The sequence below is a fragment of the Silvimonas sp. JCM 19000 genome, assembly GCF_054652575.1.
Map to the genome: position 1 here is coordinate 14,765 of NZ_BAAIHC010000035.1, position 25,810 is coordinate 40,574.

The 25,810-nt window shown below is 60.5% G+C and carries 18 protein-coding genes and 1 tRNA gene; 11 read left to right on the top strand and 8 right to left on the bottom strand.

The genetic code is table 11. The annotated features are described in order from the left end of the window. Positions 1 to 35: 35 nt before the first annotated feature. A complete protein-coding gene (locus ACYQ1A_RS20210; RefSeq protein WP_499365277.1) occupies positions 36 to 629 on the bottom strand; it encodes a discoidin domain-containing protein in 594 nt (197 codons plus the stop codon). A gap of 1,639 nt (positions 630 to 2,268) precedes the next feature. Here ACYQ1A_RS20210 and ACYQ1A_RS20215 point away from each other — a divergent pair. Together ACYQ1A_RS20215 and ACYQ1A_RS20220 are read left to right on the top strand one after the other, a co-directional pair. Then, the gene (locus tag ACYQ1A_RS20215; RefSeq protein WP_499365279.1) at positions 2,269 to 2,886 is read left to right on the top strand and encodes a flavin reductase family protein; all 618 of its coding nucleotides are present in this window, start codon (positions 2,269 to 2,271) and stop codon (positions 2,884 to 2,886) included. A gap of 115 nt (positions 2,887 to 3,001) precedes the next feature. Beyond that, a complete protein-coding gene (locus tag ACYQ1A_RS20220; protein WP_499365281.1) occupies positions 3,002 to 4,405 on the top strand; it encodes a tetratricopeptide repeat protein in 1,404 nt (467 codons plus the stop codon). 84 nt (positions 4,406 to 4,489) lie between these two features. On the opposite strand, the gene pulA is transcribed toward ACYQ1A_RS20220, so the two are convergent. Then, entirely contained in the window at positions 4,490 to 7,564 is a 3,075-nt protein-coding gene (pulA, locus tag ACYQ1A_RS20225; RefSeq protein ID WP_499365284.1) for a pullulanase-type alpha-1,6-glucosidase, read from the bottom strand. A gap of 720 nt (positions 7,565 to 8,284) precedes the next feature. On the opposite strand from pulA, the gene ACYQ1A_RS20230 reads away from it, so the two are divergent. After that, positions 8,285 to 8,830 (top strand): glutathione peroxidase, encoded by a 546-nt coding sequence (locus tag ACYQ1A_RS20230; RefSeq protein WP_499365287.1) that lies wholly within the window; start codon positions 8,285 to 8,287, stop codon positions 8,828 to 8,830. Between the two features lie 60 nt (positions 8,831 to 8,890). Here ACYQ1A_RS20230 and ACYQ1A_RS20235 read toward each other — a convergent pair whose 3' ends face one another. Further along, on the bottom strand, positions 8,891 to 10,087 hold the full coding sequence (locus ACYQ1A_RS20235; protein WP_499365290.1) for an MFS transporter: 1,197 nt from the start codon (positions 10,085 to 10,087) through the stop codon (positions 8,891 to 8,893). Positions 10,088 to 10,204: 117 nt separating this feature from the next. Next, positions 10,205 to 10,897 carry an SOS response-associated peptidase gene (locus tag ACYQ1A_RS20240; protein ID WP_499365292.1) on the bottom strand — a complete coding sequence of 231 codons (693 nt, stop codon included), beginning with the start codon at positions 10,895 to 10,897 and terminating at the stop codon, positions 10,205 to 10,207. A gap of 389 nt (positions 10,898 to 11,286) precedes the next feature. Here ACYQ1A_RS20240 and ACYQ1A_RS20245 point away from each other — a divergent pair, with 389 nt between their 5' ends. Next, positions 11,287 to 11,736: an energy transducer TonB gene (locus ACYQ1A_RS20245; protein ID WP_499365296.1), complete on the top strand. Its 450-nt coding sequence runs from the start codon at positions 11,287 to 11,289 to the stop codon at positions 11,734 to 11,736. A gap of 134 nt (positions 11,737 to 11,870) precedes the next feature. After that, positions 11,871 to 12,203: a YnfA family protein gene (locus ACYQ1A_RS20250; RefSeq protein ID WP_499365300.1), complete on the top strand. Its 333-nt coding sequence runs from the start codon at positions 11,871 to 11,873 to the stop codon at positions 12,201 to 12,203. A gap of 63 nt (positions 12,204 to 12,266) precedes the next feature. Here ACYQ1A_RS20250 and ACYQ1A_RS20255 read toward each other — a convergent pair whose 3' ends face one another. Next, positions 12,267 to 12,863 (bottom strand): PEP-CTERM sorting domain-containing protein, encoded by a 597-nt coding sequence (locus tag ACYQ1A_RS20255; protein ID WP_499365303.1) that lies wholly within the window; start codon positions 12,861 to 12,863, stop codon positions 12,267 to 12,269. A 2-nt stretch (positions 12,864 to 12,865) separates the two neighbouring features. Further along, the gene (locus ACYQ1A_RS20260) at positions 12,866 to 13,582 is read right to left on the bottom strand and encodes a PEP-CTERM sorting domain-containing protein (protein ID WP_499365306.1); all 717 of its coding nucleotides are present in this window, start codon (positions 13,580 to 13,582) and stop codon (positions 12,866 to 12,868) included. Positions 13,583 to 14,240: 658 nt separating this feature from the next. Between ACYQ1A_RS20260 and ACYQ1A_RS20265 the strand changes: the two genes are divergently transcribed. Then, positions 14,241 to 14,315, top strand: a tRNA-Arg gene (locus tag ACYQ1A_RS20265). A gap of 184 nt (positions 14,316 to 14,499) precedes the next feature. Beyond that, entirely contained in the window at positions 14,500 to 15,936 is a 1,437-nt protein-coding gene (gene pyk / locus ACYQ1A_RS20270; protein ID WP_499365310.1) for a pyruvate kinase, read from the top strand. 64 nt (positions 15,937 to 16,000) lie between these two features. Here the strand turns inward: pyk and ACYQ1A_RS20275 are convergent, their stop codons facing one another. Beyond that, positions 16,001 to 17,881 (bottom strand): methyl-accepting chemotaxis protein, encoded by a 1,881-nt coding sequence (locus ACYQ1A_RS20275; RefSeq protein WP_499365314.1) that lies wholly within the window; start codon positions 17,879 to 17,881, stop codon positions 16,001 to 16,003. A gap of 475 nt (positions 17,882 to 18,356) precedes the next feature. Here ACYQ1A_RS20275 and ACYQ1A_RS20280 point away from each other — a divergent pair, with 475 nt between their 5' ends. The 4 genes from ACYQ1A_RS20280 to ACYQ1A_RS20295 all read left to right on the top strand — a co-directional run bounded on the left by ACYQ1A_RS20280 (position 18,357) and on the right by ACYQ1A_RS20295 (position 23,325). Further along, positions 18,357 to 19,370, top strand: coding sequence for a Csu type fimbrial protein (locus ACYQ1A_RS20280; RefSeq protein WP_499365317.1), 1,014 nt, complete (start codon positions 18,357 to 18,359; stop codon positions 19,368 to 19,370). Between the two features lie 266 nt (positions 19,371 to 19,636). Next, positions 19,637 to 20,134 carry a Csu type fimbrial protein gene (locus tag ACYQ1A_RS20285; protein WP_499365321.1) on the top strand — a complete coding sequence of 166 codons (498 nt, stop codon included), beginning with the start codon at positions 19,637 to 19,639 and terminating at the stop codon, positions 20,132 to 20,134. Between the two features lie 213 nt (positions 20,135 to 20,347). Then, positions 20,348 to 20,992: a fimbrial biogenesis chaperone gene (locus ACYQ1A_RS20290; RefSeq protein ID WP_499365325.1), complete on the top strand. Its 645-nt coding sequence runs from the start codon at positions 20,348 to 20,350 to the stop codon at positions 20,990 to 20,992. Positions 20,993 to 21,087: 95 nt separating this feature from the next. After that, entirely contained in the window at positions 21,088 to 23,325 is a 2,238-nt protein-coding gene (locus tag ACYQ1A_RS20295) for a fimbria/pilus outer membrane usher protein (protein WP_499365329.1), read from the top strand. Here ACYQ1A_RS20295 and ACYQ1A_RS20300 read toward each other — a convergent pair. Next, positions 23,322 to 25,520 (bottom strand): RelA/SpoT family protein, encoded by a 2,199-nt coding sequence (locus tag ACYQ1A_RS20300; RefSeq protein ID WP_499365332.1) that lies wholly within the window; start codon positions 25,518 to 25,520, stop codon positions 23,322 to 23,324. The genes ACYQ1A_RS20295 and ACYQ1A_RS20300 overlap by 4 nt on opposite strands. Between the last annotated feature and the right edge of the window lie 290 nt (positions 25,521 to 25,810).

Below are 25,810 nucleotides of genomic sequence, written 5' to 3' on the forward strand. Positions count from 1 at the left end.
GCAGGGCGGCCGTTGCGGATCAGCGCCAGGCTGGCTTAAACCGCGCGGCGGCGTGTGCGCGAGGCCACCAGGCCGACCAGGCCAAGGCCCATCAGCGCCCAGGTTTCAGGTTCCGGAATCGGGGCAGTGCCGCCAGTACCGGTCTGGAAGGCCTGGAATTCAGAGACCGAAAAGTGACCGATGCCGCCCGAGGCGTAGATGCCAATGTAGCGGGCGGTGATATCGCCCAGGCTACCGGAATCCCACGTTTGCAGGCCATTGCCGCCGGTACCGGTCGCGGTCCAGGCGGTGGTGAAGTTCAAACCGCCGGTGGCGTATTTGACGGCGTAGTTGGCGTCGGCAGCGCCTTGCAGGACGAGGTGGTTAAACGTGGTATTGGCGCCCAGATCGATCACCAGAAACGGGTCAGTGGCGGCGTTACCGCTGGATTGCCAGGTGGCGGCGTCGGCGTTCCAGACGCTGGGGGTAGAAGAGAAGAAGCCATCGGTAACGCTGCTAAGGGCGGCGCCGCCAAACTGGCCGATGCCGAAGACGGATTTGCCTTCGGCGACGTTGGCAGTAGCCGCCATGGCCGGGGCGGCGATGGTGGCGGTGAGGGCGGTGGCGATGAGCAGTTTCTTGATATGCATGGGTTTATTCTCCGTTCGCTTTCGTTGTATTGATGAGGTTTGGCAAGTCTCATTTCCCGGGTGAGGGGAAGCCTTTGGGTTCAGGCTTTGCGGCGATCATAACAGCGACTTAAGTCAGGTTTAAGAAAGAGGATGTCTGGTGAGTTTGTAAGAGTGCAACAGGGTTTGCTGATGTAGCTTGGGGCGGCTTGTCGGACGGGTTTTGTTTTTTGTTCGTCAAATCAATGGCTTGTGGTGGGTGATGTTTGTGGGAAATTTTGAAGTGGAGTGCGGGGAGTGGGGGTGGGTGTATCAGGGGATGCTTACGTGGATTTGTGAGGTGGGTCTCAGGGATGGGGGGCTTGAGGTGGGGGTGCGGGGGCGGGTTTGATGTCTGCTGGGAGTCGGATGGAGCTTTAACCGCTTGAGCCTGCGGCGCATGTTTTGATACCCGGGGGTGCCCGGGAGCACGTCGGTTTTCAGTAAAGACTTATCGTGCAACTTTGCTTCGCCAAAGAAGAAGTAAGCAAAAGAAAGGCGACCCCACTCGCGGCTCCGCCACTCGCCAGGGGGCCCGCAGGTCAAAAACCGAAACGGACCGCTCTGTTGTGCCGTTTGGCCCGGTTGTTCTTGCTTGCCACTTTGGGTGGTGGGTCTTGACCCACCCTATTGATCGGGTGGGCGTGGATGTTGGGCCGTGACAATGAACGGCTGTCTCATAGGGTGGGTCAAGACCCACCACCCCAAGCCATCCGCAAGAACGCCCAACGCAATTCACCGCCGCTCGCACCTACGTTTGATGCCTCTGTTGTGCCGTTTGGCCCGGTTGTTCTGGTTTGCCACTTTGGGTGGTGGGTCAAGACCCACCCTATTGATCGGGTGGGCGTGGATGCTGGGCCGTGACAATGAATGGCTGTCTCATAGGGTGGGTCGTGACCCACCCCCCAAAGCCATCCGCAAGATCGCCCAACGCAATTCACCGCCGCCCGCAACTACGTTTGATGCCTCTGTTGTGCCGTTTGGCCCGTTTGTTCTTGCTTGCCACTTTGGGTGGTGGGTCTTGACCCACCCTATTGATCGGGTGGGCGTGGATGCTGGGCCGTGACAATGAACGGCTGTCTCATAGGGTGGGTCGTGACCCACCACCCAAAGCCATCCGCAAGAACGCCCAACGCAATTCACCGCCGCCCGCACCTACGTTTGATGCCTCTGTTGTGGGCGTTGGTCCTGTTGTTCTGGCTTGCCACTTTGGGTGGTGGGTCTTGACCCACCCTATTGATCGGGTGGGCGTGGATGCTGGGCCGTGACAATGAATGGCTGTCTCATAGGGTGGGTCAAGACCCACCACCCAAAGCCACCTGCAAGAACGCCCAACGCAATTCACCGCCGCCCGCACCTACGTTTGATGTCTCTGTTGTGGGCGTTTGGTCCTGTTGTTCTGGTTTGCGACTTAGGGTGGTGGGTCTTGACCCACCCTATTGATCGGGTGGGCGTGGATGTTGGGCGGTGACAGTGAGCACTGCTGCTTATGTTTATCGCGCGACTCATCGGTGGCCGGGCGCGAAGCGATACATGTCAGCGCTTTAAATTGCGCTGCGCCTCTACGCGGGGGGTGTCGATCTATGTTTTCATTCGGGCTTATCCTCGCCGAGACCCCACCATGTCCGATGCCGTGCATTTCTACGATCCGCGTGTAGGCCATCAGCTGCCGCACGATCCGTTCAAAGCCATTCTTGCGCCCCGCGTGATTGGTTGGATTGCCAGCCAGAGCGCGGCGGGCCAGGTCAATCTGGCGCCTTATAGCTTCTTTGGCGCCTTCGCGACGTTCCCACCCATCATTGGCTTTTGTAGCGAAGGCTTTAAAGACAGCATTCGCAATATTGAAGAGACCGGTGAGTTTGTCTGGAATATGACCAGCCGCGAGTTGGCGCAGGCCATGAACCAGACGTCGGCGCCGGTGGCGGCGGAGGTGGATGAGTTTGAGTTGGCCGGGCTGGTCAAGGCGCCGGGGCGGAATGTGAAGGTGCCGCATGTGGCCGCGGCGCCAGCGGCGCTGGAGTGCAAGTTGCTGCAGGTGGTGCGACTGCATGATCTGGAGGGCAAGCCGATGAATAACTGGTTGACGCTGGGCCAGGTGGTGGGGGTGCATATCCGCCAGGAATTCCTCAAGGACGGCTTGTTTGATACCCACGCGGCGCAGCCGGTGATGCGGGCGGGCTACCAGGCCGACTATGCGCAGATCGGCGAAATGTTTCAGATGATCCGCCCCACCGCCTGAAACCTGCCATCTACCCTTGGTAAGTCTGGCTGGATTTGTCAGTTTTGCAATGGTAGTGTAAGCCTTTCTCCGCGCGGCCCCAGCGGCTGCGCCTCTTCTGCTTTCCGGATCTCGCATGCGGCTCAGGCTTTTCCTCACAGCGCTTGGTGTTGCCAGCTATTGGCTGGCGGCAGCGGCCTGCGCGCGGCCGCTGGGGCTGGTGGTTGATAAGCCGGTGACGACAGAGATGGCGGCAGCGGATGCCGCAGTGTTGCGCGGCGCTTATGACCAGGCGCTGGCGGCCTACTTGCGCGAACTGGCCAGCGCCAATAACACGGTGCGGGCACGCGCCTTGACGCGGCTGGGCGAGATGTACGCGCATGGTTTTGGCGCGGCGCGGGACGAGGGCGCGGCCTTCAGCTACTTCGTCAAGGCGGCCGATCTGGGCGATGTCTATGCGATGGCGCATCTGGGCCAGGCGTATTTTTATGGCAATGGCACGCTGGTGGACGCCGACAAGGCTTATCGCTGGGCCGAGCGGGCAGCCCAGGCGGGTGTGCCGCTGGCGCTGAATCAGGTGGGTTGGCAAAACCTGTCGGGTACTGCCGTGCCCAAAGATACGGCGCTGGCGCGCAATGCTTATTTATTGAGCGCGCGCGCCGGGGACCCCACCGGGCAGTTGCAGCTGGGCTGGATGTATATGCATGTCGCCCCCATCGATTATCGCCAGGCCATGGTCTGGTTACGCCGCGCGGCCGCGCAAGGCGAGACGGTGGCGCAGGGCGATATCGGCTATCTGTATGAACACGGCCTGGGGGTGGCGCAGGACGATGCGCAAGCGGTGCAGTGGTATCGCCAGGCCGCACACGCCGGTTATGCCAAGGCGCAGTTTCTGTTGGGCAATTTGCTGGACCAGGGGCGCGGCGTAAGGCGGCCGGATCATGTGGCAGCGGAACGCTTGATCAAACGGGCGGCGGCGCAAGGCGATGAAGAAGCGCTGGCATGGCAAGCGCAGCCGCATATCAACGGCGTGCGCGTCAGCGATTATCTGCAGTTTCATTTGAGCCTGCGTGCGCAGCTGGGCCTGGCGCTCGTGATCATCCTGTTGGCCTCGGTGCTGTATCGCACTTTGCGGCACAAGCCGCTATGGCCACGCAAACCGCGCAATGCCTTGTTTTTTGAACGCGCTGCCTCGGGCAATAGTGACGCCAGCATGCTCAGCCGGGTGGCGCGGGCCTATGGCTTTTTGTCGGTGGCGGTCACGTGGGAAGGCATCCGCATCGAGCCGATGTTTCCATTCAATTTGATGTTTGTGCCGGAATGCAGCGATCTGGAATATTTTGTGCCCAAGCACGATGTGCAAAAGCTCAAGATCAAACGCGCACGGCGCGGCAACAAGGTGGTGTTGATCTTCAAGGACGCTGCGCGCCAGCAACGCACGCTGGAATTGCGGCTGCGCGAACCGGAACAATTTGCCTCGGCCGTGCGCGAGGCGTGGCGGGTGGAGCGGATCGCGCCGCTGGGTCCGCTGCCGATCTGACCACATGGCTGGATAGCGCGCTAAAAAGCCGGCGACTCATAGCGAGTGCGCCGGCTTGGTTATTGCGGCCTGCCATCCCCAGGCTCAGGGTGCGACAAATACCGCCACGCTGCGCGCCGGAATGCTGACGTTGCCGCTGCTATCCAGCGTAGCCGCCTGCACCACGCTATCGGCACCACTTTGCTGCCGTGGATGCAGCGTGTAGCTCGGGCCGGCCAAAGTGGAAGCGGCCACGCTATGGGCGACGATGTCGGCGTTGACGGCAATCACCACGTGGCTGTAGTTGGCGCCGCTATACCCGCTGCCATCGATATGTTCGATGATCACACCCGGCACCTGGCTGGGGCCGGTGTTGATAAAGCTGACGCGTTGTTTAACGTCGGCGCCGCTGCGCAAACGGAACAAGGTGGAGCTTTGCCGGATCGCCATAAAGTCGCGGAACACATCGCGCGCGTTCACGATCTGCGCGTTGCCCATGCTGACATTGGCATTGGTCAGGAAGGGCTTGAGCGTGTCCCAACTGCTGCTGTTATCGGCTGCGGGCGGCAGGCCGACGCCAAAGTTATTGGCCTGATAACTCCAGTCCAGTTTGTTGAACCAGTCGCCCGAATTAAAGCTGTTACTGTCCAGCGATTTGGAACGCAGGATGTCCTGACCGGCATGAATAAACGGAATGCCTTGCGACAATAACAGCACACCCGCCCCCAGGTTTTGCACCCGTACGCGCTGGGCAGCCGGGGTATCGGCCTTGAGCTTGAGCGTGTTGATGTCAAACAGCGTCTGGTTGTCGTGGGCCTCGATGTAGTTGATGGTTTCCGGCGGATCTTGCGTGTAACCCGCGCCCATGCCGCTGTAATCGAGCGCGTCACCGCGTTTGCTGTTGCCGTCCTTGTCCACCAGCGTGTAATCAGCCAGCGTTGCCACCATGCCCAGGCGGACCAGATCGGCCAGATGCAGCAGGTCGTCTTTGCTCTGCGTGTTATTGCCGTTGGGGGCCAGATACGCACCGTTGGCAAAGCCCTGGTTTTGCGCCAAAGCCGCACCGCTATCGCAGCAACCGCCGCCCCGCACGGCATCACGCATGCGGTCATTGAATGAGCCGATGCCGGTGCCCGCCATATGCGCCTGACGGGCTTGCACAAAGAAGGCGTCGTCTTGCACTTCACCAAAATTCCATGCTTCGCCGTAGTAATACAGCGGGCGCAGTGCGGCGGCGTCGACGGTGCTGCGGGCCTGTTGCATGACCGCCAGCGGGATATGCCCCATCAAGTCAAAGCGAAAGCCATCGACCTTGTACTGCGCTGCCCAGGTGGCCAGCGAGTCGATCATCAAACGCGCCATCATGCGGTTTTCGGTGGCGGTGTCGCTGCAGCAGGTGGAGGTGTAGATCGCACCATTGCCGTCAAGACGGTAGTAATAGCCCGGCACCACTTTATCCAGCACCGACGTGCTGGCTTGCCCGGCGGCGCTGGTGTGGTTGTAAACCACGTCCATTACCACACGCAAACCGGCGGCGTGGAGGGCTTGCACCATCTGGCGAAACTCTTTGACGCGGACCGTGCCATCGGCGGCATTGCTGGCATAGCTGCCTTCAGGCGCCGTGTAATGGTAGGGGTCGTAGCCCCAGTTAAAACAATCTTTGTCTGCGCTGGCGACCACAGCGGCTTGCTGATCTTGCGCATCGGCGGCCGCATTGGGGATGGTCGGGTTGATACAACCCGATTCATCGACGCTGGAGATATCAAACAAAGGCAGCAAGTGCACGTGGGTGAGCCCGACGGCCTGCAAGGCACGCAAATGCTGCATGCCATTGCTGTTGCTGTCGGTAAACGCCAGGTACTTGCCTTGATGCGCCGCCGGGACGGTGGCGTCGTTGATGGAGAAATCGCGCAGATGCAGTTCGTACAGCGAGATATCGGCGTTGCTGGCCAGCGCCGGAATCGCCTGCGTATCCCAACTGCTCGGCTTGAGCGCGGCCGAGGCCAGGTTGGCCACCATGCTGTGCTGGCTGTTGGTATCGAGCGTGACCGAATACGGATCGGTCACCGTGTTGGTCACGCGTTTGTTGCCCGCGGCGCGGCTAAACACATTGACGTCGTAGGTGTAGTACGCAGCGTTGGTCCACGCGGCCTGCCCAGTGGCTTGCCAGATGCCGGAGGCGGCGTCTTGTGTCATGGCCAGCGTGGTGGCCGTGCCGCCGACGGGCGTGACATTGAGCGTGACCGTGGTTGCGGTCGGTGCCCACAGCGCAAATGTCGGCGTGCCGTCAATGGCGAAGGTCAAACCCAGCGGCGTGGCGGCGGCCGCATCGGCATAGAGCGCGTCGAGCAGCGGCGCAATCTGTACCGAGGTGGCTTGCACCACTTTGCCCGCGCTATCCAGTTGGGCCGCGACCAGCTGGCCCTTCAGCCAGGTTTTGAGCGTAGCGGCATCCTGCGCCGCCAGCTTGAGCACGGTGGCACTGGCCAGGTTGGGATGCGCTGCCGCCAGCGTGGCCGTCAGGGCGCTGCCATCGGCGGTCAGATCGACACTGGCTGCGGCGCCACTGACGCCATTGGCATCGGCGCTGATGCCGCCATCCGGCGCGTAGTACAACTTGTAGCTGCCGCTGCTGGGCGCGTCGGCCCAGACCAGGGTTTGCGCATCCAGCCAGATGGCGCTGGCGGCGCTGAGGTTGCCCAGCGGGATGGCTGGCTGCGTGGCATAGATGGTGCAATCGCCTTGCAGCAACCAGATTTCCTGACCGGCGCTGGCGAGCGTGCTGGCCAGTTGTACTACCTGATCGCTGCTACAGTTTTTGTCGCCGTTGCCGTTGATGACCAGGAAATCCATCTCGGTATTGCTGGTATCCATTGCAATATCGGTGTAGCCGCCAAAGCTGTCGCTGCTGCTGAACTTGATGCGGTCGGCCGGGTAGTTGGCGGTGGTGACCTTGGGGCCCTTCCAGCTATAAACGCCCCAGTCGGCGGTGTCATTCTGGGTGCGGTGGTAGTGCACACGCATGGTTGCTGCCGCGACTGGCGGGGCAGTCGTGCCACCGTTGCCGCCGCTGCTGCCACCAGCATCCGTATCGTTGTCATTGCCGGTACCGCAGGCTGCCAGCAGCGCTGTGGTACACAGCGCGGCAAGCAGGCCGCGCCATCCATGGCTGAATTGCATTGCAGAATCTCCTCATCGACGGGTGCGTTTCGTTTCCTGGTCTGGCGTGTAGTTTTATGTGATGGATTACCAAACCGGTTTGAAACCTAGACCTCAGTAAGCAAGGTGTCAATCACGATTGATTTTGCACAGCAGCATTTTTAGCGGGCCGAGGTGATGCGAACGCTGCGAATGGAGCGTCCAACCCAATCGCATAGGGTGGGTCAAGACCCACCACTCAAAGCCGTGTGAATCGGGCCACTCCAGTTCTGGCATGCCACCCTGGATGGTGGGTCTCGACCCACCCGATGTCTGCCTTCGCAACTAAAATCCCGCGCAATCGCGTAGGGTGGGTCAAGACCCACCACTCAAAGCCGTGTGAATCGGGCCACTCCAGTTGTGGCATGCCACCCTGGATGGTGGGTCTCGACCCACCCGATGTCTGCCTTCGCAATCAAAATCCCGCGCAATCGAATAGGGTGGGGTCAAGACCCACCACGCAAAGCCGCTTGAATCGAACCACTCTGCCTGGTTATGAAGCGGCGCAAGACCCACTCGACCACCGCAACAACAACTCATCCCATCAGCCAAATGGCAGAAACGTCCATTTATATTGCGCGCAATGCAATTGACGAGCTTCACCCACAAAGCGCACCATGCGCCAACTGACTTGCGCTGTGCCTGCTGCCGTTAACAAAGCAGCGCAGGCTGTCCTCCAACCTCTGCCTATCCGGAGTTCTTATGTCTGCTTCTGTGTATTCCATACCCGTCAACAAAGGCGACGGCACCCCCACCACGCTGGGCGCCTATGAAGGCAAAGTATTGCTGGTGGTTAACGTGGCCTCGCAATGTGGCCTGACCCCGCAGTATTCCGGCCTGGAAAAGCTGTACGAAGACAAACGCGCTGCAGGCCTGGAAGTGCTGGCGTTTCCGGCAAATAACTTTGGCGCGCAAGAACCCGGCACCGATGCCGAAATCGCCAGTTTTTGCAGCACCAATTACAACGTGCAGTTTCCGCTGTTTGCCAAGATCAGCGTCAAAGGCGAAGACCAGCATCCGCTGTACAGCGCCTTGGTGGCTGCACAGCCGGAGGCCGTCAACGAAGGCCCGATGCGTGAAAAGCTGAAGGGTTATGGTTTTAACAGCGACGACAAGACTGCCGTGCTGTGGAATTTTGAGAAATTCTTGATCGGCCGCGACGGCAAAGTCGTTGAGCGCTTTGCTCCAGACGTAACGCCGGATGACGAGCGTCTGGTTGCCGCAATCGAACGCGAACTGGCGCGCTAAGCGTTTGTGCGAGGAGGGCCGGAATGGCATGTTCCGGCCCTTTATTACGCCAGGATCACCTCAAGCGGCATGCGTTGCCACGGTTTCACCGCGTCCCAGCCATTGCACTGCCACCGCCGCCAGCGATACCACGATCCCCAGCACGCAAATCCCCACCCAGCCGCCATGCCGCCACGCCAGCGCCGCAGCCGCTGAGCCCAGTGCACCGCCCAGAAACATCGTGCCCATAAACAAGGTATTCAGCCGCGCCCGCGCTTCGGGTTTGAGCTGATACACCGAGTGCTGGTTAGAAATCAGCGCCGATTGCACGCCAAAATCCAGCACGATCACGCCAACGACCAGGCCCGCCACCGCGGTCCACGCCGCAAACACCACCCACGCCAATACGGTGGCGGCACAACCCACCAGCACGATCGTGCGCGGGCCGACTTTATCGGCGTAACGCCCGGCAATGGGCGCCGCAAAAATCCCGACCATGCCGACGATGCCAAACAAGCCCGCCGCATCGGGCCCCAGCCCGAATTGCGGTTGCGCCAGGCGGAAGGCCAGCGTGCTCCAGAAGGCGGAGAAACCGGCAAACAATAGCGCCTGGCTGATGGCCGAACGGCGCAAGGCGGGCAGGCCCAACCACAGCGGCAACAGCGATTTGAGCAGACTGATATAAGAAGGGCGCGCATCACTGCGGGCTTCACGCGGTAACAACCACGCCATGGTGCCGGACGCGATCAAGACCAGGGGCACGGCCAGCCAGAACATCTCGCGCCAACCGGCGTGGCTGGCGACAAACCCGGCCAGCGTTCGGCTAAGCAGAATGCCCGTCAAAATCCCTGCCACCACCTGCCCGATGACCGCGCCCTGGCGCGCTTGCGGCGTGAGGTGGGCGGCCAGCGGCACAATTTGCTGCGCCACCGTCGCGCTGATGCCGACGGCCAGCGAAGCCAGCAATAACAAACTTAAACCCGGCGCCAGCGCGGCCGCTGCCAACGCCACCGCCAGCACCACAAATTGCGTGGCGATCAGCTTGCGCCGGTCCATGGCATCACCCAGCGGCAACAGCAAAATCAGGCCGGCGGCATAACCCAACTGCGTGGCGGTCGCTACTAAAGTAATCGACTGTGGCACGCCGAGCTCATGCCCCATCACGCCCAGCATCGGCTGGTTGTAATAGATGTTAGCCACCGCAATGCCGGCGGCAGCGGCCATCGCCCAGACTTTGCCGGCGGGCAGGCCTTGCGGGGTGTCCGAGGAGGGGTTCATTGATGCTCCGCGTATCAAAATGTGGGGCCAGCCCACGCTATCGGCGCAGTGTGCCAAAGCGGCCCGTATCGCACATACCCCGGACGGGTGAGCCCGGCGCGCATCGTCTGCCTGGGCTTAGAGCGCCACCGGATGAATCAGCGTCGCCGCCGTATTGCGTACGTTGCCCACCGCACGCGCTACCGGCCACCACTCAAAATCTTCGCTCGGACGCCGATGGCGGCTGATCAGCTCTGCCGCCAGCGGCAACGGCGCCATGCGATCGAGCCACAGCGCCGCATCGCTGGCATTCAGCACCACCGGGCGACGATCATGGATATCGACCATGCCCCCCTCGGCATCCGCCGTAATAATGGCCATCCCGCGCGCCGGCGCATCGCTGGGCTGGCCCGGTTGCCACAAGGTAATCCCGGCCAGATACAACGGCCCGGCGTCTTTGGGCACGATGTAATAGGGCTGCTTGCTGCCATCGGCTTGCGGCAGCCATTCGTACCAGCCACTGGCAGGCACAATCACCCGGCGCGCGTTTTGCCAGGCGTCTTTATAAAACCCGCTGCTGGTCACTTTTTCGATGCGCGCATTGGGGTAAGCGCGGCCCTTGCTGGCGGCCCATGCCGGTTGGTAATTCCAGAACAGTTCTTCGACGCGCGGCTCGCCATCGTCATCCAGCCGATGCAGCGCGGCGACCCGCGAGCCGGGCGGCACGTTGTAACGCGGCACCAGATCAAGCTTGAGTTGCGGATGCTGGGTGTAGCCCATTTCGATAATGACGCGGATGCCATCAATCACCTGGGTCAGTCGGCCGCACATGGTGGGGTACTCCTCAACGTAGCTGCTTCATTGTAGAAGCCCGCCGCAGCGCGGGTTTGGTACCCGGTGGTAGCGGGTAGCTATGGCAATTGCGCCTGGGCATGGCCCGGCATCACTCACAGCGTGCCGGGTCTGCCCACATCGATTGCGCCGCATTGTTGCGCGCATGCTGCAGCGCAGCGCCCGCGTTGCGCCGTGACCACGGCATTTGCCTAGAATGCCCGACACAATTCGATACACCACTTTTCGATCTGTGTTTGTACCACCTGCCGCCAGCGTACGGGTTCTCTCTGCTGCCAGCCGGGCGCTTCATAGCCTGCGCTGCCCACCGCAGGGGGCATGAACCCCTGGCCGAGCGCTCATCACCCTTTGCTGACAAGGTCCAGATCATGGTTTTTCCGTTGCGGTTGTGCGCCGCGATCACGTTGACGCTGCTGCTGGCAAGTTGCGCGAGCCCTGACACTTACGGCATCGGATTTCACGGCGGGAAACCGTTTACCGGCCTGGAGCAAAACGACGCGTTTGCCATTGAGAGCGGCAAACTCGCGCGTCAATTGGTAAAGCGAGGCATGCCGCCATCCCGCTTGATTGCAGGGCGCTTGCCTGCGTCGGCGACGGACGCGTCCTTCAAAAACGTCGAGGGAGAGGTGAAGGTGCTGCTTACCTTCGACAAAAACGGTGTACCGGCGCTGATCTTGCGCGAAGGCAGTGCGCGGCCGGAGTTGTGGGAGTCCGTGTATGCCGCACTCTCGACATGGCGTTTGCAGCCGGTGGTGGTCGACGGCACCGCGCGAGAAGTCACGTTCCATTTAACTTTTGAATTTCAAGATCCGAAGTAAACCCGGTGTGATGCGCCATGCAGCGGTGCATAAGGGGCAGCCACACTGACCCGGTGAGCGTCAGCCGCCCCGGCGTGACAGCCCGCGCAGGGATGCGCATCATGCGGTGATCATGATATGCGGGTGTTTATGCCGTGCTGATTCCAAAAACCATCGCGCTATTTGTACTGACTGCTTTAGCCGAAATCATCGGCTGCTACCTGCCCTGGCTCTGGCTAAAGAAAGACGCCACGCCCTGGCTGTTATTGCCCGCCGCCTTCAGCCTGGCCCTGTTTGCGTGGTTGCTCACGCTGCACCCCAACGCGGCGGGTCGCGTCTATGCCGCCTATGGCGGGGTGTATATCGCGGTGGCTTTGCTGTGGTTATGGCTGGTCGATGGCGTCCGGCCCACCGGCTGGGATCTGCTGGGGGCCGGCGTCGCCTTGTGCGGGATGGCGATCATCCTGTTTGCGCCGCGCGCCGCATAACAAAACAAAGCCCGGCCATCGCTGGCACGGGCTTTGGTTCTGGCCTTAGGGTGACGCCTGCGCTCAGCCGCGTTGCTGCTGGCGGCGCCGCGCAGCGGCAGTCAGCCCCACCAGTCCCATCCCCATCAACGCCCAGGTTTCGGGCTCCGGTACTGGCCTGATATTCAGCGCGTCCAGCCCAAATTGCGGGCCGCTGGTGCTGCCATTGCCAGAGAAGACCAGGGTGTCAACGGCGGTATTCCATCCGCTATAAGCCGCCAGGTCGTACCACTTGAAACCCTCGGTAGCCACGCCCGACCATGGCCCGATCAGAATGCTGGCCGACGCCACTTGCACCCCGTTGTTGTAACCCAGCAGGGTAACCAGATTGCTGCTGCCAAAAAACGAAGTGAGTTGGCTCAGGTGCAGGGATTCAAGGTAGTAGGGCACCGAAGCGCGTAGCAAAAAACTGCCGTTGCCCGGTTCCAGCATTTGCGTGCCCGCCGCGTCGAGGATACCGGCCGTCGAGTCGGTATTTGCCGCGGGGCTGATCTCAAAGCCGGCATAAACCGCTGGCGTATGCGCAGGCTTGTGCAGATCGCTAAAAGTGATCAGATCGGCCCAGGCTCCGGTGCTGGCGCTCAGCAAGGCAACGGCGCTCATCCAATGGCGAAGTCGCATGCTCAAACCTCCTGCCGACGCGCACGGCGGCGCAGCTTGGCGCTACGCGCGGTCAGTGCCACCAGCCCCAGGCCCAGCATGGCCCAGGTTTCGGGTTCGGGCACCGCTGCGGCGGGGAGGGTGGTGGCAAGATTAGCCACCGGAATCACGTCCAGATTGTCGATCAGCCAGCGCCGGCCTACGCCGGTAGCAATAAACGTCAGTTGGTCGACCGGGGTATTGGCAAAGCCGGAGTCATACCACTGGAACGCGGTCGGGCCGAGCATATAGGTTTGCGTGCCCACTAACTGGCCATTCAAAAAGCCCTCAACCGTCAGCGCGCCGCTGCTGAATAAAGGGCCCAGATTCTGGGTGAAGGCCGCGGCCTCCAGGCCATTGAATACAAACTGGGCGTTCTGACCCGAATTCTTGAGGGTAAACGCAACCTGCTGCGAATAATCGAGATTGATCAACGCGGTAGAGCCCGACGGAAACAGCAGCGACTGGCCATAGGTGCTGGTATAGGCGTCGCTGGTGATATACCACAAGGGGTTGCCAAAGCCGGTGGTGGTAAACGACGTCCAGTCCGCCAGATCGCCGTTGTTCAGCGGCTGGGCGATTTCAGCAAATTGGCCAGAGGGAAATATCCCCGCATCTTCAAAAGTCAGTGCATGGGCGCTATTCGCCGCAGCGAATAGCAAAGCCGCGCTAAACAGCGCGGGCTTGAAGGTGGAAAACATGGCAAGTCTCCGAGGGTTGAAGGTAGGGCCCGCCGTGTTGAGACTACCCGGCTTGCGGCCCCCACCATCCTGGACGATACCTAAGCTTTCTGCATAATTTCTCGTAAATTGCTGACGGCTGGATTTTGTTGTCGTGGATGAGGGCGAAGGCGCGCGCGGCGTTGATTTCGTCTGTACAACAATGGGCAAATAGCAGCCGTAGCGGAGCCCGGAATCTGGAGGCCTGAGCCTGGGCGCTGCCGCGTTTTGGCCCGGCGGGTGGGGTGGCACGCCGGAGAAAGGCAAAGCGTAGCTGGGTAAATGAATGGCGAAAAAATCCCGCAAACCGCGGGCGTGTTGTTTTAACGGCATGCACGCTGAGCCTTTGCGCCGCCTAAGCTCGGGCACAAACGCGCCGCCGCGCGCTTTAGCAGCGTTTTCCGCCCTGTTTTAAACGGACTGTTGCACGCCATTTGTCGCCCATCTGTATAATGCCGTCCATTGCGCGAAGCCCCGGTCGGGCCGTGCGGTGCGCTGCCGTAGCAATGGCGTCGCACTGCACTGGCAAAATCCCGGCTTTCGACGCTAGAAAAACAAGAAAAAAGTACTGGATGGAATGCTAAAAATCCGGACTTTGCTTGTGCAGTCAACGTGTCAGGCAGCACGATCGATTGGGTAGGCCCCTATAGTTAAATGGATATAACAGGCCCCTCCTAAGGGCCAGTTGCAGGTTCGATTCCTGCTGGGGGTACCACGGCGCGGTCGTCGCGCGTGTATCAAGACGATACGGTCATGCTGTGGCTGCCCGTACCTGGTTGCTGTTGACTGGCCTCGCCTGGCAGGCGTGCCTTCCTGTCCCGCAAGGTATTCCGCATAAAGAGAGCACTGCAGCTAGCACGACAAGTCCGCGAATTCGAATAAAGACAGGAGTAATTTGCATGCAACGCAGCACTAAAATCGTAGCCACCCTCGGCCCTGCTTCCAGCGACGTCGGTACGCTGGAGCGTCTGGTTTCCGCCGGTGTGAACATGGTGCGACTGAATTTCTCGCACGGCACCGCGCAAGACCATCAAGACCGTGCCAGCCTGGTACGTGAAGTCGCCGGCAAGCTTAATTCGCCGCTGGCGGTGATGGTCGATCTGCAAGGCCCCAAGATTCGCGTGGGCAAGTTTGAAGAAGGCAAGATCGAGCTGGTCAATGGCGAGCAGTTCATTCTTGATTCTGATTGCACCATGGGTAACAAAGAGCGCGTTGGCCTCGATTACAAAGAGCTGCCCAACGACGTTTCGGCCGGGGTGATTCTGCTGCTGGATGATGGTCGCATCGTGCTCGAAGTGACCGAAGTGCTGGGCAACGAGATCTACACCAAGGTCAAGGTCGGCGGCATTCTGTCCAATAACAAGGGCATCAACCGTCAAGGCGGTGGTCTGACCGCGCCGGCGCTGACTGCCAAAGACATGGAAGACATCAAGGTCGCCGCCATTATCAAGGCCGACTACGTGGCGGTGTCTTTCCCCAAGAGCGGTGCCGATATGTATATGGCCCGCACGCTGTTGCGCGCTGCCGGTAGCAAGGCACTGCTGATCGCCAAGATCGAGCGGACCGAAGCCATCGGCAATCTGGAAGAAATCCTTGATGCCTCCGACGGCATCATGGTTGCCCGTGGCGATCTGGCAGTAGAAGTGGGCGATGCTGCCGTGCCCGCGCTGCAAAAGAAAATGATCAAGGCCGCGCGCCGCAAGAACAAGCTGACCATCACCGCCACCCAGATGATGGAATCGATGATCACCAGCCCGGTGCCGACGCGCGCCGAAGTGTCCGACGTGGCCAACGCGGTACTGGATGGCACCGATGCGGTGATGTTGTCGGCTGAATCGGCCAGCGGCAAGTTCCCGGTGGAAACCGTAGAAGCGATGGCACGGATCTGTGTCGAAGCCGAAAAATCGCAAGAAAACCGCATCAGCGACGAAGTGCTGAAGCAAGGCGATTTCACCCGCATCGATCAGTCGGTGGCGATGGCGGCCCTGTTTGCGGCCAGCCACCTGAAGGTCAAGGCCATTGCGGCGCTTACCCAGTCGGGTTCGTCGGCGCTGTGGCTGTCGCGCTTTATCAGCGGCGTGCCGGTTTACGCGCTGACGCCGGAAGCCGAAACCTATGCCCGCCTGGCACTGTTCCGTGACGTATATCCCTTCATCATGGATTACGAAAACGCCAAGCAGCAGGATCTGCTGGCCCGTGCCGAGCTGGAACTGATCCAGCGTGGCGTGGTGCAGCATGGTGATCTGGTGGTGTTTACCTATGGCGATATCCTCGGCCTGGGTGGCAGCACCAACAGCCTGAAGATCGTTAAAGTGGGCGAACGCCGCAGCCGCTAAGTCGGTACGGGGCAATAAAAAAGGCGACCGCCATGGTCGCCTTTTTTTACGTGCGCCGCAGGCGCTACAGGCGGAATTTGCCAAACAGCTGCTTCAGAAAACCCGCCAGCTCGGACAAGCGATGCACGCTGTCGGTGGCGCGATGCAGCGCCGCGTCGGTGGTCAACATCTGGCTGGTGATGTTCTCAGCGCTGCGCGCCATGGCGGTGGTGGCTTGTTGCTGCTCTTTGGTCGAGAGCGCAATCTCGCCCATCCGCAACATCACTGCGTCCATATTCTCGCGGATGGTGCTGATATTGCCGGCCGCGTGGTCGCTCAGGCTCACGCCACGGCGTACCACATCGTGCGTTTTCTGCATGGTGGTCACCGCGGCATCGGTCTCGGTGCGTATGCCATCGATCATGCCGGTGATCTGCAAGGTGGCCTGGCCGGTGCGCTCAGCCAGTTTGCGCACCTCGTCGGCCACCACAGCAAAACCACGGCCTTGTTCGCCCGCGCGCGCGGCTTCGATGGCGGCATTGAGGGCCAGCAGATTGGTTTGATCGGCAATTTCCTTGATCACCTGGATAATCCCGCTGATTTCTTGCGAGCGCCGATTCAAACCGTCCAGCAAGCCCGCCAATGATTCGACTTCGCTGGCGGATTTGCCCACTTCGTTGGCCACTTCCCGCACGGTCGCCGCCGATTCGCCGGACAAGGCGCCGGTATGCGTGACCAGTTCGTCGGCGTCGCGCGCGCTATCGGCGATATGGCTGATGCTGACGGTGATTTCTTCAATCGTGGCGGCGTTGGCGGCGGCCAGATCCGACAATTGTTTGGAATCTGCGGCCAATTCGCGCAGCACACCATTAATATCCGTCACGCCCGCGGTCAGCCGATCGCTTTCTTTCTGGATATCGCCAAACATCTGGCGCAATTGATCGGTAAAGCGATTAAAAGCCTGGGCGGTTTGCGCGATTTCGTCTTTGCCATGCACTTCAATCTTGCGGGTCAAATCGCCGCCACCTTGCGCGATCTCCTGCATGCCGTCGCGCACTTTGCGCAAGCCCGCCAACAAATTGCCGATCAGCGCACCTGCAATGGGCAACACCAGCACCAGCACCACGATCATTGCACCAATACTCAGCAGCAGCATCTGGTCGAGCGGGGCCAGGGCCTGGCCTTTATCAATGACCAGGGCCAAGGCCAGATCAGAGCCTTCCACCGGCTGCAGATAAAGATATTTGCTTTTGCCACCGATATTGATTTCGTGGATCTGGCCATCGGCCAGCGCGGTCGCTTTGATTTGCGCCAGATCGGGGCTGACGTCGGCCAGGGTTTTCTGGATCAATGCGGTATCGCGATGCGCCAGAATCTGGCCATTCATATCCAGCAAAAAGGCATACCCTTCGCCGCCCAGTTTGATATTCAACACGTCTTTGACCACGGCGCTTAAATACACGTCGCCCGCGACTATGCCTTTAAGCGTGCCGCCGCTTTTGACCGGGGCGGCAAAAGAAATGATCAATTGTTTGGTCGATGCATCGATATAGGGCGCGGTGCGGATCAGTTTGTCAGCCGCCAAAGCATCCTTATACCAGGGCCGTACCGTCGGGTCATAGCCCGGCGGCAAATCCAGGTTATGACCCTGGATCATTTTTTTATCGGGCGTGCCGATATAGATCGAATCGTAGGTGGAGCTTTTTTCGGATTGGGTCAGGATCGGCGTCATATCGCCGGTGGCGGTCGCCAGGGTCTCCTGCACCCCCGCCAATACACGCTGCTTGTCTTGCAGCCAACTGCGAAGCACCACGTTGTAGCCGACTGCGGTGGCGCTCACTTCGCGGTTGATGCCCGCGATGGTTTCACTGCGCATCCGCGTATAAGCCGCTCCGGTCAGGATGGCCGTCGCCAAAGCGGTAATAACCGCCACAAAAACAATCAGTTTGGTGCGAAGAGAGTGCATAGCCCGTATCCCTGCGTTATTGCTTTGTAAGAAAACACTGTGCGCCGCGCTTGGTGAGCAGCCAACCAGGAGTCCTCCTGATTGATTGCTGGCGCGGTAACACGGTTGTTATCAAGCAATTTCCGGGCCTGTACGCGTTGAAGGTCGCGCAATGGGGGATAAAATGCTGACTATTAATGTAATAAATTGAACGGGCGTACGGAATGGGCAGCGGGCGGCGGCGCCAGCCTTGTGCTGATCACGCTTTAAAATTTCCGGAACAATATTGGCAATGCGGATTAATGATCGCGCATATGCAATGCCGTTTTGCGATGCAAGTTCCAGCCAGGCCGGATTGGATACAGGGTCGCTTGACTTGAACAAATCATTAAATAGATTAAATGAACGGCAATGCGCTGCAGGAGACGATCATGGCCAAGGCAAAGGCAACCCAAACGCGGCCCGGCGCGCGGCGGCCGCACCCGGCGCCACCCCGGTGAGCCAGCGCGCTTGGCCCGGCCGCCAGCCGCAGCCTCGGCGCTGGCTATGTCGGCTGTGTCTGTGCCTGGGTTTGCTGGCAGGTTTGGCGCCACCGCCCGCGCACGGCGCGCTGGTCTGCAACGGCACGGTGCCTGATATGGCGATGGGCGATATCAGCCCGGTGCGCGATAGCAAAGCTTCGACTGCCAGTACGCTTGCGATCAGTTGCACCGGCGGCACGCCCTATGGCGTCGCGCTGTCCTGTCTGGCTTTCCGCGACGGGAGCGGTGGCATGAGCGGCACCGCGTTTCGCATGCTTAATGGAAGCAATGCTTTGCTATTCGACTTTTATAGTGATGCGGCGCTGACCAAAATCTGGGGCAACACCACCAACCTGTCGCAATATCCGCCGCCGATTATCAGCACCCCATTGGACAGCACGGGCGCTGGCTTCAGCAGCACGCCCATCTACGCTGCGGTAGAGGTGCCCAGTACCGCAGTGCCCGGTCTCTACACCGATGAATTTAGCGGTGGCTCTACCGCGCTGCGTTCGATCATGCAATCCGATACCGTCAAAGACTGCAACAGTTCTCAGGCCGTGACTCGCCCACCGGTTTTCGTCTCGGCCAATATCACCAAGGATTGCGTGCTTAGCGCCGATGACCTCGATTTTGGCCAGGTCGGCATGCTGAGCGAAACAGCGCCGTTGGCCGCCAGTAACAAGATCAGGGTGACTTGCAGCAGCGGTGTCCGCTTTGCGCTGGCGATTGATGCGGGCAGCAGTCCGGGCGCCACGTTGGATCAACGCCTGCTGACCGACCGTGCCAGCGGCAGCAGCATCAAATATCAGATCTATACCTCGGCGGGGCATAACGAGGTTTGGGGCAACGGCACCGGTAACACCGTGGCGCAGTCCGGCAGCGGCACCGGGCAGGCGGTTAGCTACGACGCGTTTGGCGAAGTGCCCGCCCAGGGCAATCCGCAGGCCGGTACTTATCTGGATACCCTGGTCGTGACGGTGATGTATTGAGGGGAGGGCGCGCGGGCTACTGCGGGCTTATCGATCAGTGATTAAAAACCACCAGGCCATTTTATCGATATGCAATTCGATCAGATCTTTCCTGGATTGAATGCGCTGGCCGGTTTATGCGCTGTTAATTTTTCAAGCGGCGATTTGTAAAAAATAAACATCGCAATCAATACGCCAGAAATAGTCGGATTTGTGGTAATTGTGCAATTGAATGCCGGTGTCATGAGGATTTTAATGGCTCATCCATTTAACAGGAGATCCTCATCATGCCACGCACAATTCGTTTTGCCCTGACCGCATTGACCGCATTGCTCGCTTTAACCGGCCAGGCTTATGCGGGCAGCGCCACCACTACTTTTGATGCCCGTCTGGTGGTGCAGGCGCAATGCAAATTCACCACGGCCAATGCCATGGATTTTGGTACCACCGGTTTGCTGGATAAAGACACTTCAGTGACCAGCACTTTGAACGTGATGTGCACTAACAAAGCGCCGTATACCATCGCGCTGAATGCAGGCAATACCACCGGCTCCACCGTGGCATCGCGCCTGATGGCCAGCGCGGCCAAAGATACCGTCAAATACAATATCTACAGCGACGCGGCGCGCACCAGCATCTGGGGTAATACCGAAGGCACCGACACGGTGGGCGGCACCGGCAGTGGCGCAGAACAGACGCTTACTTTGTATGGCAAGGTGCCGGTGCAGAATACCCCGCCTTCGGGCAATTACACGTCGACGGTGACGGCAACAGTTACCTTCTGAATAATTGCCAACATGGAATTGCTCATTTGCAATGTTTAAATAAAGCCGATCTGCGCCATCGGCTTTATTCTATTTCGCCGCCGATAGAACATTATTTAAAAAAATCAGACTTGACTTGAAGGTGGCATCTAATAAATTGAAAACACCTTTCTGCATCAGGAAACGAAAATGGGCGCGGCGAAATGGGCAAAAGCAACGTTCTGGCTACCCAAGATGGCATTGGCAGCATCTTTGCAGGTTGCGCCGGTTTATATCGAATCCAGCGGCGGGCCAGCGCAAATCGTTTTATCCAATAGCGGTGACCAGCCCATTTATGCGCAGGTGCGCATTTTTGACTGGGCGGTGCGTGCCAATGACGATCAATTAAGCGCCAGCCACGCCATGCTGGCCAGCCCGCCCATGCTCAAGCTGGCGCCGGGCGCGCACCAGGTGGTCCGGGTGGTGCGGGTGGCTTCCGCCCCGCTGGCGGCAGAAGAAAATTATCGGCTGTGGGTGGACGAAGTCACTCAGACCAGCGCCACAAAAATGGGTGTTAACGTGATGTTCCGCTATTCGCTCCCCGCGTTTGTCACCCCCCCGGGGACGGCACCGGCCGCGGTGGAGGTACAGGCCCGGTTGCAATCGCGCCAACTCACGCTGGATTTCAGCAACACCGGCGGCCGCTATGCCCGCATCGGCGCCGTGACGCTGGTGGCGCGCGACGGTAGCTTGCATGTGCTGGATAAGGGCTTGCTCGGCTATGTGTTTGCACATGGCGCCCGCAGTTGGCAGCGCCGTCTGCCTGCGGCGTGGGATGAGGGTAATTTCAAACAGGTGCAACTCGATGTTAACGGCCAGACGCTCACGGCCGCCTTGTAGCGCGGCCGTTTATGCGAGGCGCATGCTGCGTGTGCGTGCTGGGGGCGCTGGTGCAGGCGGGCGTTGCGTATGCGGCAGAACCAGCACCCGTCGGCATGGCGAGCTACGAGACCTATCCGGCCATTACGCTTAACGGGCTGGATAGCAGCGTGCTGCCCAGCGTGCGAATCGAACAGGGCGTGCCATGGTTGCGCCGCGCGGATCTGGAACAACTGGGTTTGCGCACGGCTGGTTTGCCGTTTGACCAGACCGGGCCCGATGGGCGCATCGCCCTGAATGCGGTGCCCGGCCTGAGCTGGCGTTTTGACGCTGCCGAACAGCGCCTGCACCTGACCGCCCAGCCTGCGCGTATGCAATTGATCGAGCTGGGCACGCCGCAGCGGCCAGCGCCACCCGCCAACGCGGATCGTGGCGTGGTGTTTAACTACGACAGCAATGTATCAGTGCCGCTGGTGGGCGGCGTCAATCAGTGGGCGCTGTGGAGTGAACTGCGCGCCTTTGACCACGACGGCTATGTATCCAGTACGGGCGTGGGTAACCGCAGCGGACGCGGCGCCAGTGGCGTGCGCGGCGGCTATATCCGTTACGACACCTGGTGGTCCCGCGCCGACCCTGCCGCGCTCACCACCTGGACCGTGGGCGACCAGATCAGCAGCGCCACCAGTTGGTCGCGCGCGGTGCATCTGGGCGGCGTCGGCTGGATGCGCGATTTCAGTCTGCAACCCGAACTGATTACCTGGCCCTTGCCCGCGCTGGGCGGCAGCAGCGTGGTGCCCTCGGCGGTTGATCTGTATGTGAATGGCGTGCGCACGTTTAACGCCAACAATGTCGCTGGCCCGTTTGTGTTCAATACGCCGCCTGCGATTACCGGCGCGGGCAAGGCCACGGTGGTGGTCACCGATCCGCTGGGGCGTAGCGTGGTCACCCAGGTGCCCTTGTACGTGGACACCCGCTTGCTGACGCCGGGGGTCTTTGACTTTGGCCTGCATGGTGGCTTTGTCCGGCGCAATTACGGCCTGAACAGTTTTGATTATCTGGGCCAGCCGGTGGCCATCGGCTCGCTCCGCTACGGCTGGTCGGATGCCATTACGCTGGAAGCCCATGGCGAGGGCGGTGCGGGTCTGGCCAATGCCGGGGGCGGGGCATTGCTGCAACTGGGCCAGGCAGGCGTGTTGCATGGCGCCGCGGCCTTCAGCAATGGGGCTGGGCGGCAATGGCAGTTGGGCTATCAGTGGATTACTCCTGCGGTCTCGATTAATGCGCAGATGACGCGTGCCAATGCGGCCTATGCCGATCTGGCGGCGCACGAAGGCGCGCCTGTGCTGGCGCAAAGCGATCAGGTGAGCGTGGGTTTGCCGCTGGGCGCCGCGCAGAGCCTTGATGTCAGCCTGGTCGGGCAGCGCTCGGGCGCATTGGGCAGTGCGCGCGTCTATTCCTTGTCCTGGTCGTGGCAGGGCGGACGCGATTGGTCGGTCTACGCCAGCGCTTATCGCGATGCCCTGAATCCGGCCAGCCGTGGCGTATTTTTTAACCTTGATTACCACTTCGGCAACAATCTGAACGCGGCGCTATCGGCCAATGGCGATGGCGGGACTGGGCAATACGGCTTTGATCTCAGTCGCTCGCTCGATGATGCCGGCGGCACCGGTTGGCGTTTGAGTGCCACCACCCCGGGCCACGCGTTGGCGCGGCTGGATTATCGCAACCGCTATACCGATGCCTACGCCGCAGTGCAGCGAGACAGCGATACCAGCACGGCTTATCTGGGCGCAGCGGGCGCGCTGGTGTGGATGGATGGCGACGTGTTTGCCAGCCGCCGCATCGACGACGGTTTTGCCCTGGTCTCCACCGATGGCGTGGCCGGGGTGCCGGTGTTGCTGGAAAACCGGCGCGTCGGGGTGACCGATGCGGCGGGGCATATGCTGGTACCCGATCTGGGCAGCTATCAGCGCAACCGCATTGCGATTGATCCGCTTGGCGTCGCCTACGATGTGCAACTCGACAATACGCGGCTGGAGATCGCGCCCGAGCGCCGCGCGGGCGTGCTGGCCCATTTTAGCGCGCAGCATTACCGCGCCGCCTCGTTCAGCCTGGTCGACGCGCAAGGCGCACCATTGCCGCTGGGCAGCCTGGCCACGCTGCAGCCGGGCGGCGCCAGCGTGCCGGTGGGTTACGACGGCGAGGTTTTTTTTAATGAGCTGGCGCCACACAACCAGATCAGCGTGCAGACGCCAGGGGGTGTATGCGTCGCCAGCGTGCCCTTCGATCTGCGGCAGGGCGGGCTGCAGCAATTGGGAAAATACGTGTGCCGAGTAAAAGAGCGGGTCGACTAGACGCGCGTAATCCGCAGCACGCCCTGCACGTCATTCAGCCGGGCAAAGATGCGCGGCAGATCGTCCACGCCGCGGATTTCCACGGTAAAACGCATGCGCGCCAGGGTATCGCGCGACAGCGTATTGACGCCGGTGACGTTGATTTTTTCGCGCGCCATGATGTCGGACAGATCGCGTAGCAGGCTGGGGCGGTCGTGCGCTTCGATCATGATGTCGGTGGCAAAGGTATTGCCGGTGACCTTGCCCCAATCGGCAGTAATCAAGCGCTCGGGCGAGGCTTCGGCCAGGCGTTTGAGCGTGCTGCAATCACGGCGATGGATAGAAATACCGCGTCCTTTGGTGACAAAACCAATCACCGGATCGGGCGGCACCGGTTTGCAGCAGCGCGCCAGCAAGGTCATCAGCTTGTCGACGCCCTCGATCAGTATGCCTTCGCCATGCTGATCGGCCTTGGCACGCCGCACCACATCTTCCGGCAGCACGGTTTCTTCGGGCGCTGGCGGTTCCACAAAAAAGGCATCCGCCAACTGGCGCAAAGACAGTTCATCCTGGCCTAGCGCGGCATACAGCTCGTCCACGGTCTTGTAACCGCAGCGATGCGCCACTTCTTCTTGATTAACCCGGGTGGCGCCGTTGCGGGCGGCTTCTTTTTCATATAACGACTTGCCGCTGCTGACCACCACGTCGTGGTTTTGCTGGCGGATCCACTGGCGGATTTTTTGCTGCGCGCGATGGCTTTTGACCAGGCCGTCATGCAACCAGTCCAGGCTGGGGCCGCCTTCTTTGGCGGCGATAATCTCGACACGCTGGCCGTTTTTGAGCGGTGTCGACAGCGGCACAATCTGCCCATCCACCTTGGCGCCACGGCAACGGTGGCCCAGATCCGAATGCAGATGGTAGGCAAAGTCGACCGGCGTGCTGTCTTTGGGCAGCGCAATCACCCGGCCCGCAGGCGTCAGCGCATAGATGGTGTCGTCGAACAACTCGGCCTTGAAGGCATCAGCCAGATGCGCCTCATGCGCCATGTCTTCGCGCCAGTCCAGCAACTGGCGCAGCCACGCAATTTTCTCCTCGTACTTGCTATCGCCTTTGCCGCCTTCCTTATAACGCCAGTGCGCAGCCACACCGTATTCGGCGTGTTCGTGCATATCAAAAGTGCGGATCTGCACCTCGACTGCCTTGTCATTCGGCCCGATGACTGCCGTATGCAGGCTGCGATAGAAGTTGCCTTTAGGATGGGCGATGTAGTCGTCGAATTCGCCGGGAATGGGCTGATACAGGTTGTGGATGATGCCCAGCACCGTGTAGCAATCCTTGACGTCATCCACCAGCACGCGCACCGCGCGGATGTCGTACAGCTCGGAGAAATCGAGCTTTTTTTTCTGCATCTTTTTCCAGATGCTGTAGATGTGTTTGGGCCGCCCCATCAGGTCGACATGGACCACGCCCGCGGCGGTGATCTCACGGCGTAAGGTGGCGAGCACATCATTGATAAAGCTTTCGCGATCAACGCGGCGCTCATCTAGCAGCCGGGCAATCTTCTTGTAGGTTTCGGGTTCCATGTAGCGAAAGCCGAGGTCTTCGAGTTCCCACTTGATCTGCCACACGCCCAGCCGGTTGGCCAGCGGCGCATAGATATCCAGCGTCTCGCGCGCCAGCTTGCGGCGCTGCTCGTCCGGCACCCGCGCCAGGCTGTGCATGGTTTGCGTGCGCCAGGCCAGATTGATCAGAACCACGCGCATATCTTCGACCATGGCCAGCAGCATCTTGCGCAGCGCTTCAATCTGCGCGCCATTATCGGCCGCGCGCGGCGCGCCTTGGGTCAGCGTATGAATCTTGCGCACCCGCCACACGCCATCCACCAACCGCGCCACTTCGGGCCCGAAGCGTGCGGTGAGGGCATCGTTGGCGTTGTCGACAAAGTCGGCAGCGGCAAACAGGAGCGTGGCAATCACGGCATCCACGTCGAGATTCAGATCGGCCACGATGGACGCCGCAGCCACCGCATGCGGCAGCAAGGGCTCATTGGTCTGCGGCTGCGGCCGATCACCATAATGTTGCTGCGCCCACTGCAGCGCATCGCGCAAGCGTTCGGTTTGCGTGGCCGGGTAGCGCTGAACCAGATGCTCCATCCAGCGCGCGGGGTCGGCGGCTTCAGCGATGGATTGAGCGAGCGGACGGGTTACAGCAACCATGAGAATCTCGACTTACAGGAAACAACAGGCATTCTAATGGATGTTGTCCACGCTGGGGGCGAGGGGCTAAAGCGCCAGCGCATATTGATGCGCCGTGGCCAGACGCAGCAGGGTACGCAACGGCCCGCCGGGGCGTCACTCCAGATTTTGCGCGGGTGCGCTTGCTTGCCACTTGGATGGTGGGTCTCGACCCACCCTATTGGACCGCCGTTCATTGTCACGGCTCAGCTTCCACGCCCACCCGATGTTGCGCAGCAACGAGGCAGCGGTCGCAGCTATGCCACGCCATC

Bases quoted from the DNA above. Each gene is read 5' to 3' on its own strand.
- ACYQ1A_RS20210 (WP_499365277.1), bottom strand. From the start codon at position 629: ATGCATATCAAGAAACTGCTCATCGCCACCGCCCTCACCGCCACCATC.
- ACYQ1A_RS20215 (WP_499365279.1), top strand. From the start codon at position 2,269: ATGTCCGATGCCGTGCATTTCTACGATCCGCGTGTAGGCCATCAGCTG.
- ACYQ1A_RS20220 (WP_499365281.1), top strand. From the start codon at position 3,002: ATGCGGCTCAGGCTTTTCCTCACAGCGCTTGGTGTTGCCAGCTATTGG.
- pulA (WP_499365284.1), bottom strand. From the start codon at position 7,564: ATGCAATTCAGCCATGGATGGCGCGGCCTGCTTGCCGCGCTGTGTACC.
- ACYQ1A_RS20230 (WP_499365287.1), top strand. From the start codon at position 8,285: ATGTCTGCTTCTGTGTATTCCATACCCGTCAACAAAGGCGACGGCACC.
- ACYQ1A_RS20235 (WP_499365290.1), bottom strand. From the start codon at position 10,087: ATGAACCCCTCCTCGGACACCCCGCAAGGCCTGCCCGCCGGCAAAGTC.
- ACYQ1A_RS20240 (WP_499365292.1), bottom strand. From the start codon at position 10,897: ATGTGCGGCCGACTGACCCAGGTGATTGATGGCATCCGCGTCATTATC.
- ACYQ1A_RS20245 (WP_499365296.1), top strand. From the start codon at position 11,287: ATGGTTTTTCCGTTGCGGTTGTGCGCCGCGATCACGTTGACGCTGCTG.
- ACYQ1A_RS20255 (WP_499365303.1), bottom strand. From the start codon at position 12,863: ATGCGACTTCGCCATTGGATGAGCGCCGTTGCCTTGCTGAGCGCCAGC.
- ACYQ1A_RS20260 (WP_499365306.1), bottom strand. From the start codon at position 13,582: ATGTTTTCCACCTTCAAGCCCGCGCTGTTTAGCGCGGCTTTGCTATTC.
- pyk (WP_499365310.1), top strand. From the start codon at position 14,500: ATGCAACGCAGCACTAAAATCGTAGCCACCCTCGGCCCTGCTTCCAGC.
- ACYQ1A_RS20275 (WP_499365314.1), bottom strand. From the start codon at position 17,881: ATGCACTCTCTTCGCACCAAACTGATTGTTTTTGTGGCGGTTATTACC.
- ACYQ1A_RS20285 (WP_499365321.1), top strand. From the start codon at position 19,637: ATGCCACGCACAATTCGTTTTGCCCTGACCGCATTGACCGCATTGCTC.
- ACYQ1A_RS20290 (WP_499365325.1), top strand. From the start codon at position 20,348: ATGGCATTGGCAGCATCTTTGCAGGTTGCGCCGGTTTATATCGAATCC.
- ACYQ1A_RS20295 (WP_499365329.1), top strand. From the start codon at position 21,088: ATGGCGAGCTACGAGACCTATCCGGCCATTACGCTTAACGGGCTGGAT.
- ACYQ1A_RS20300 (WP_499365332.1), bottom strand. From the start codon at position 25,520: ATGGTTGCTGTAACCCGTCCGCTCGCTCAATCCATCGCTGAAGCCGCC.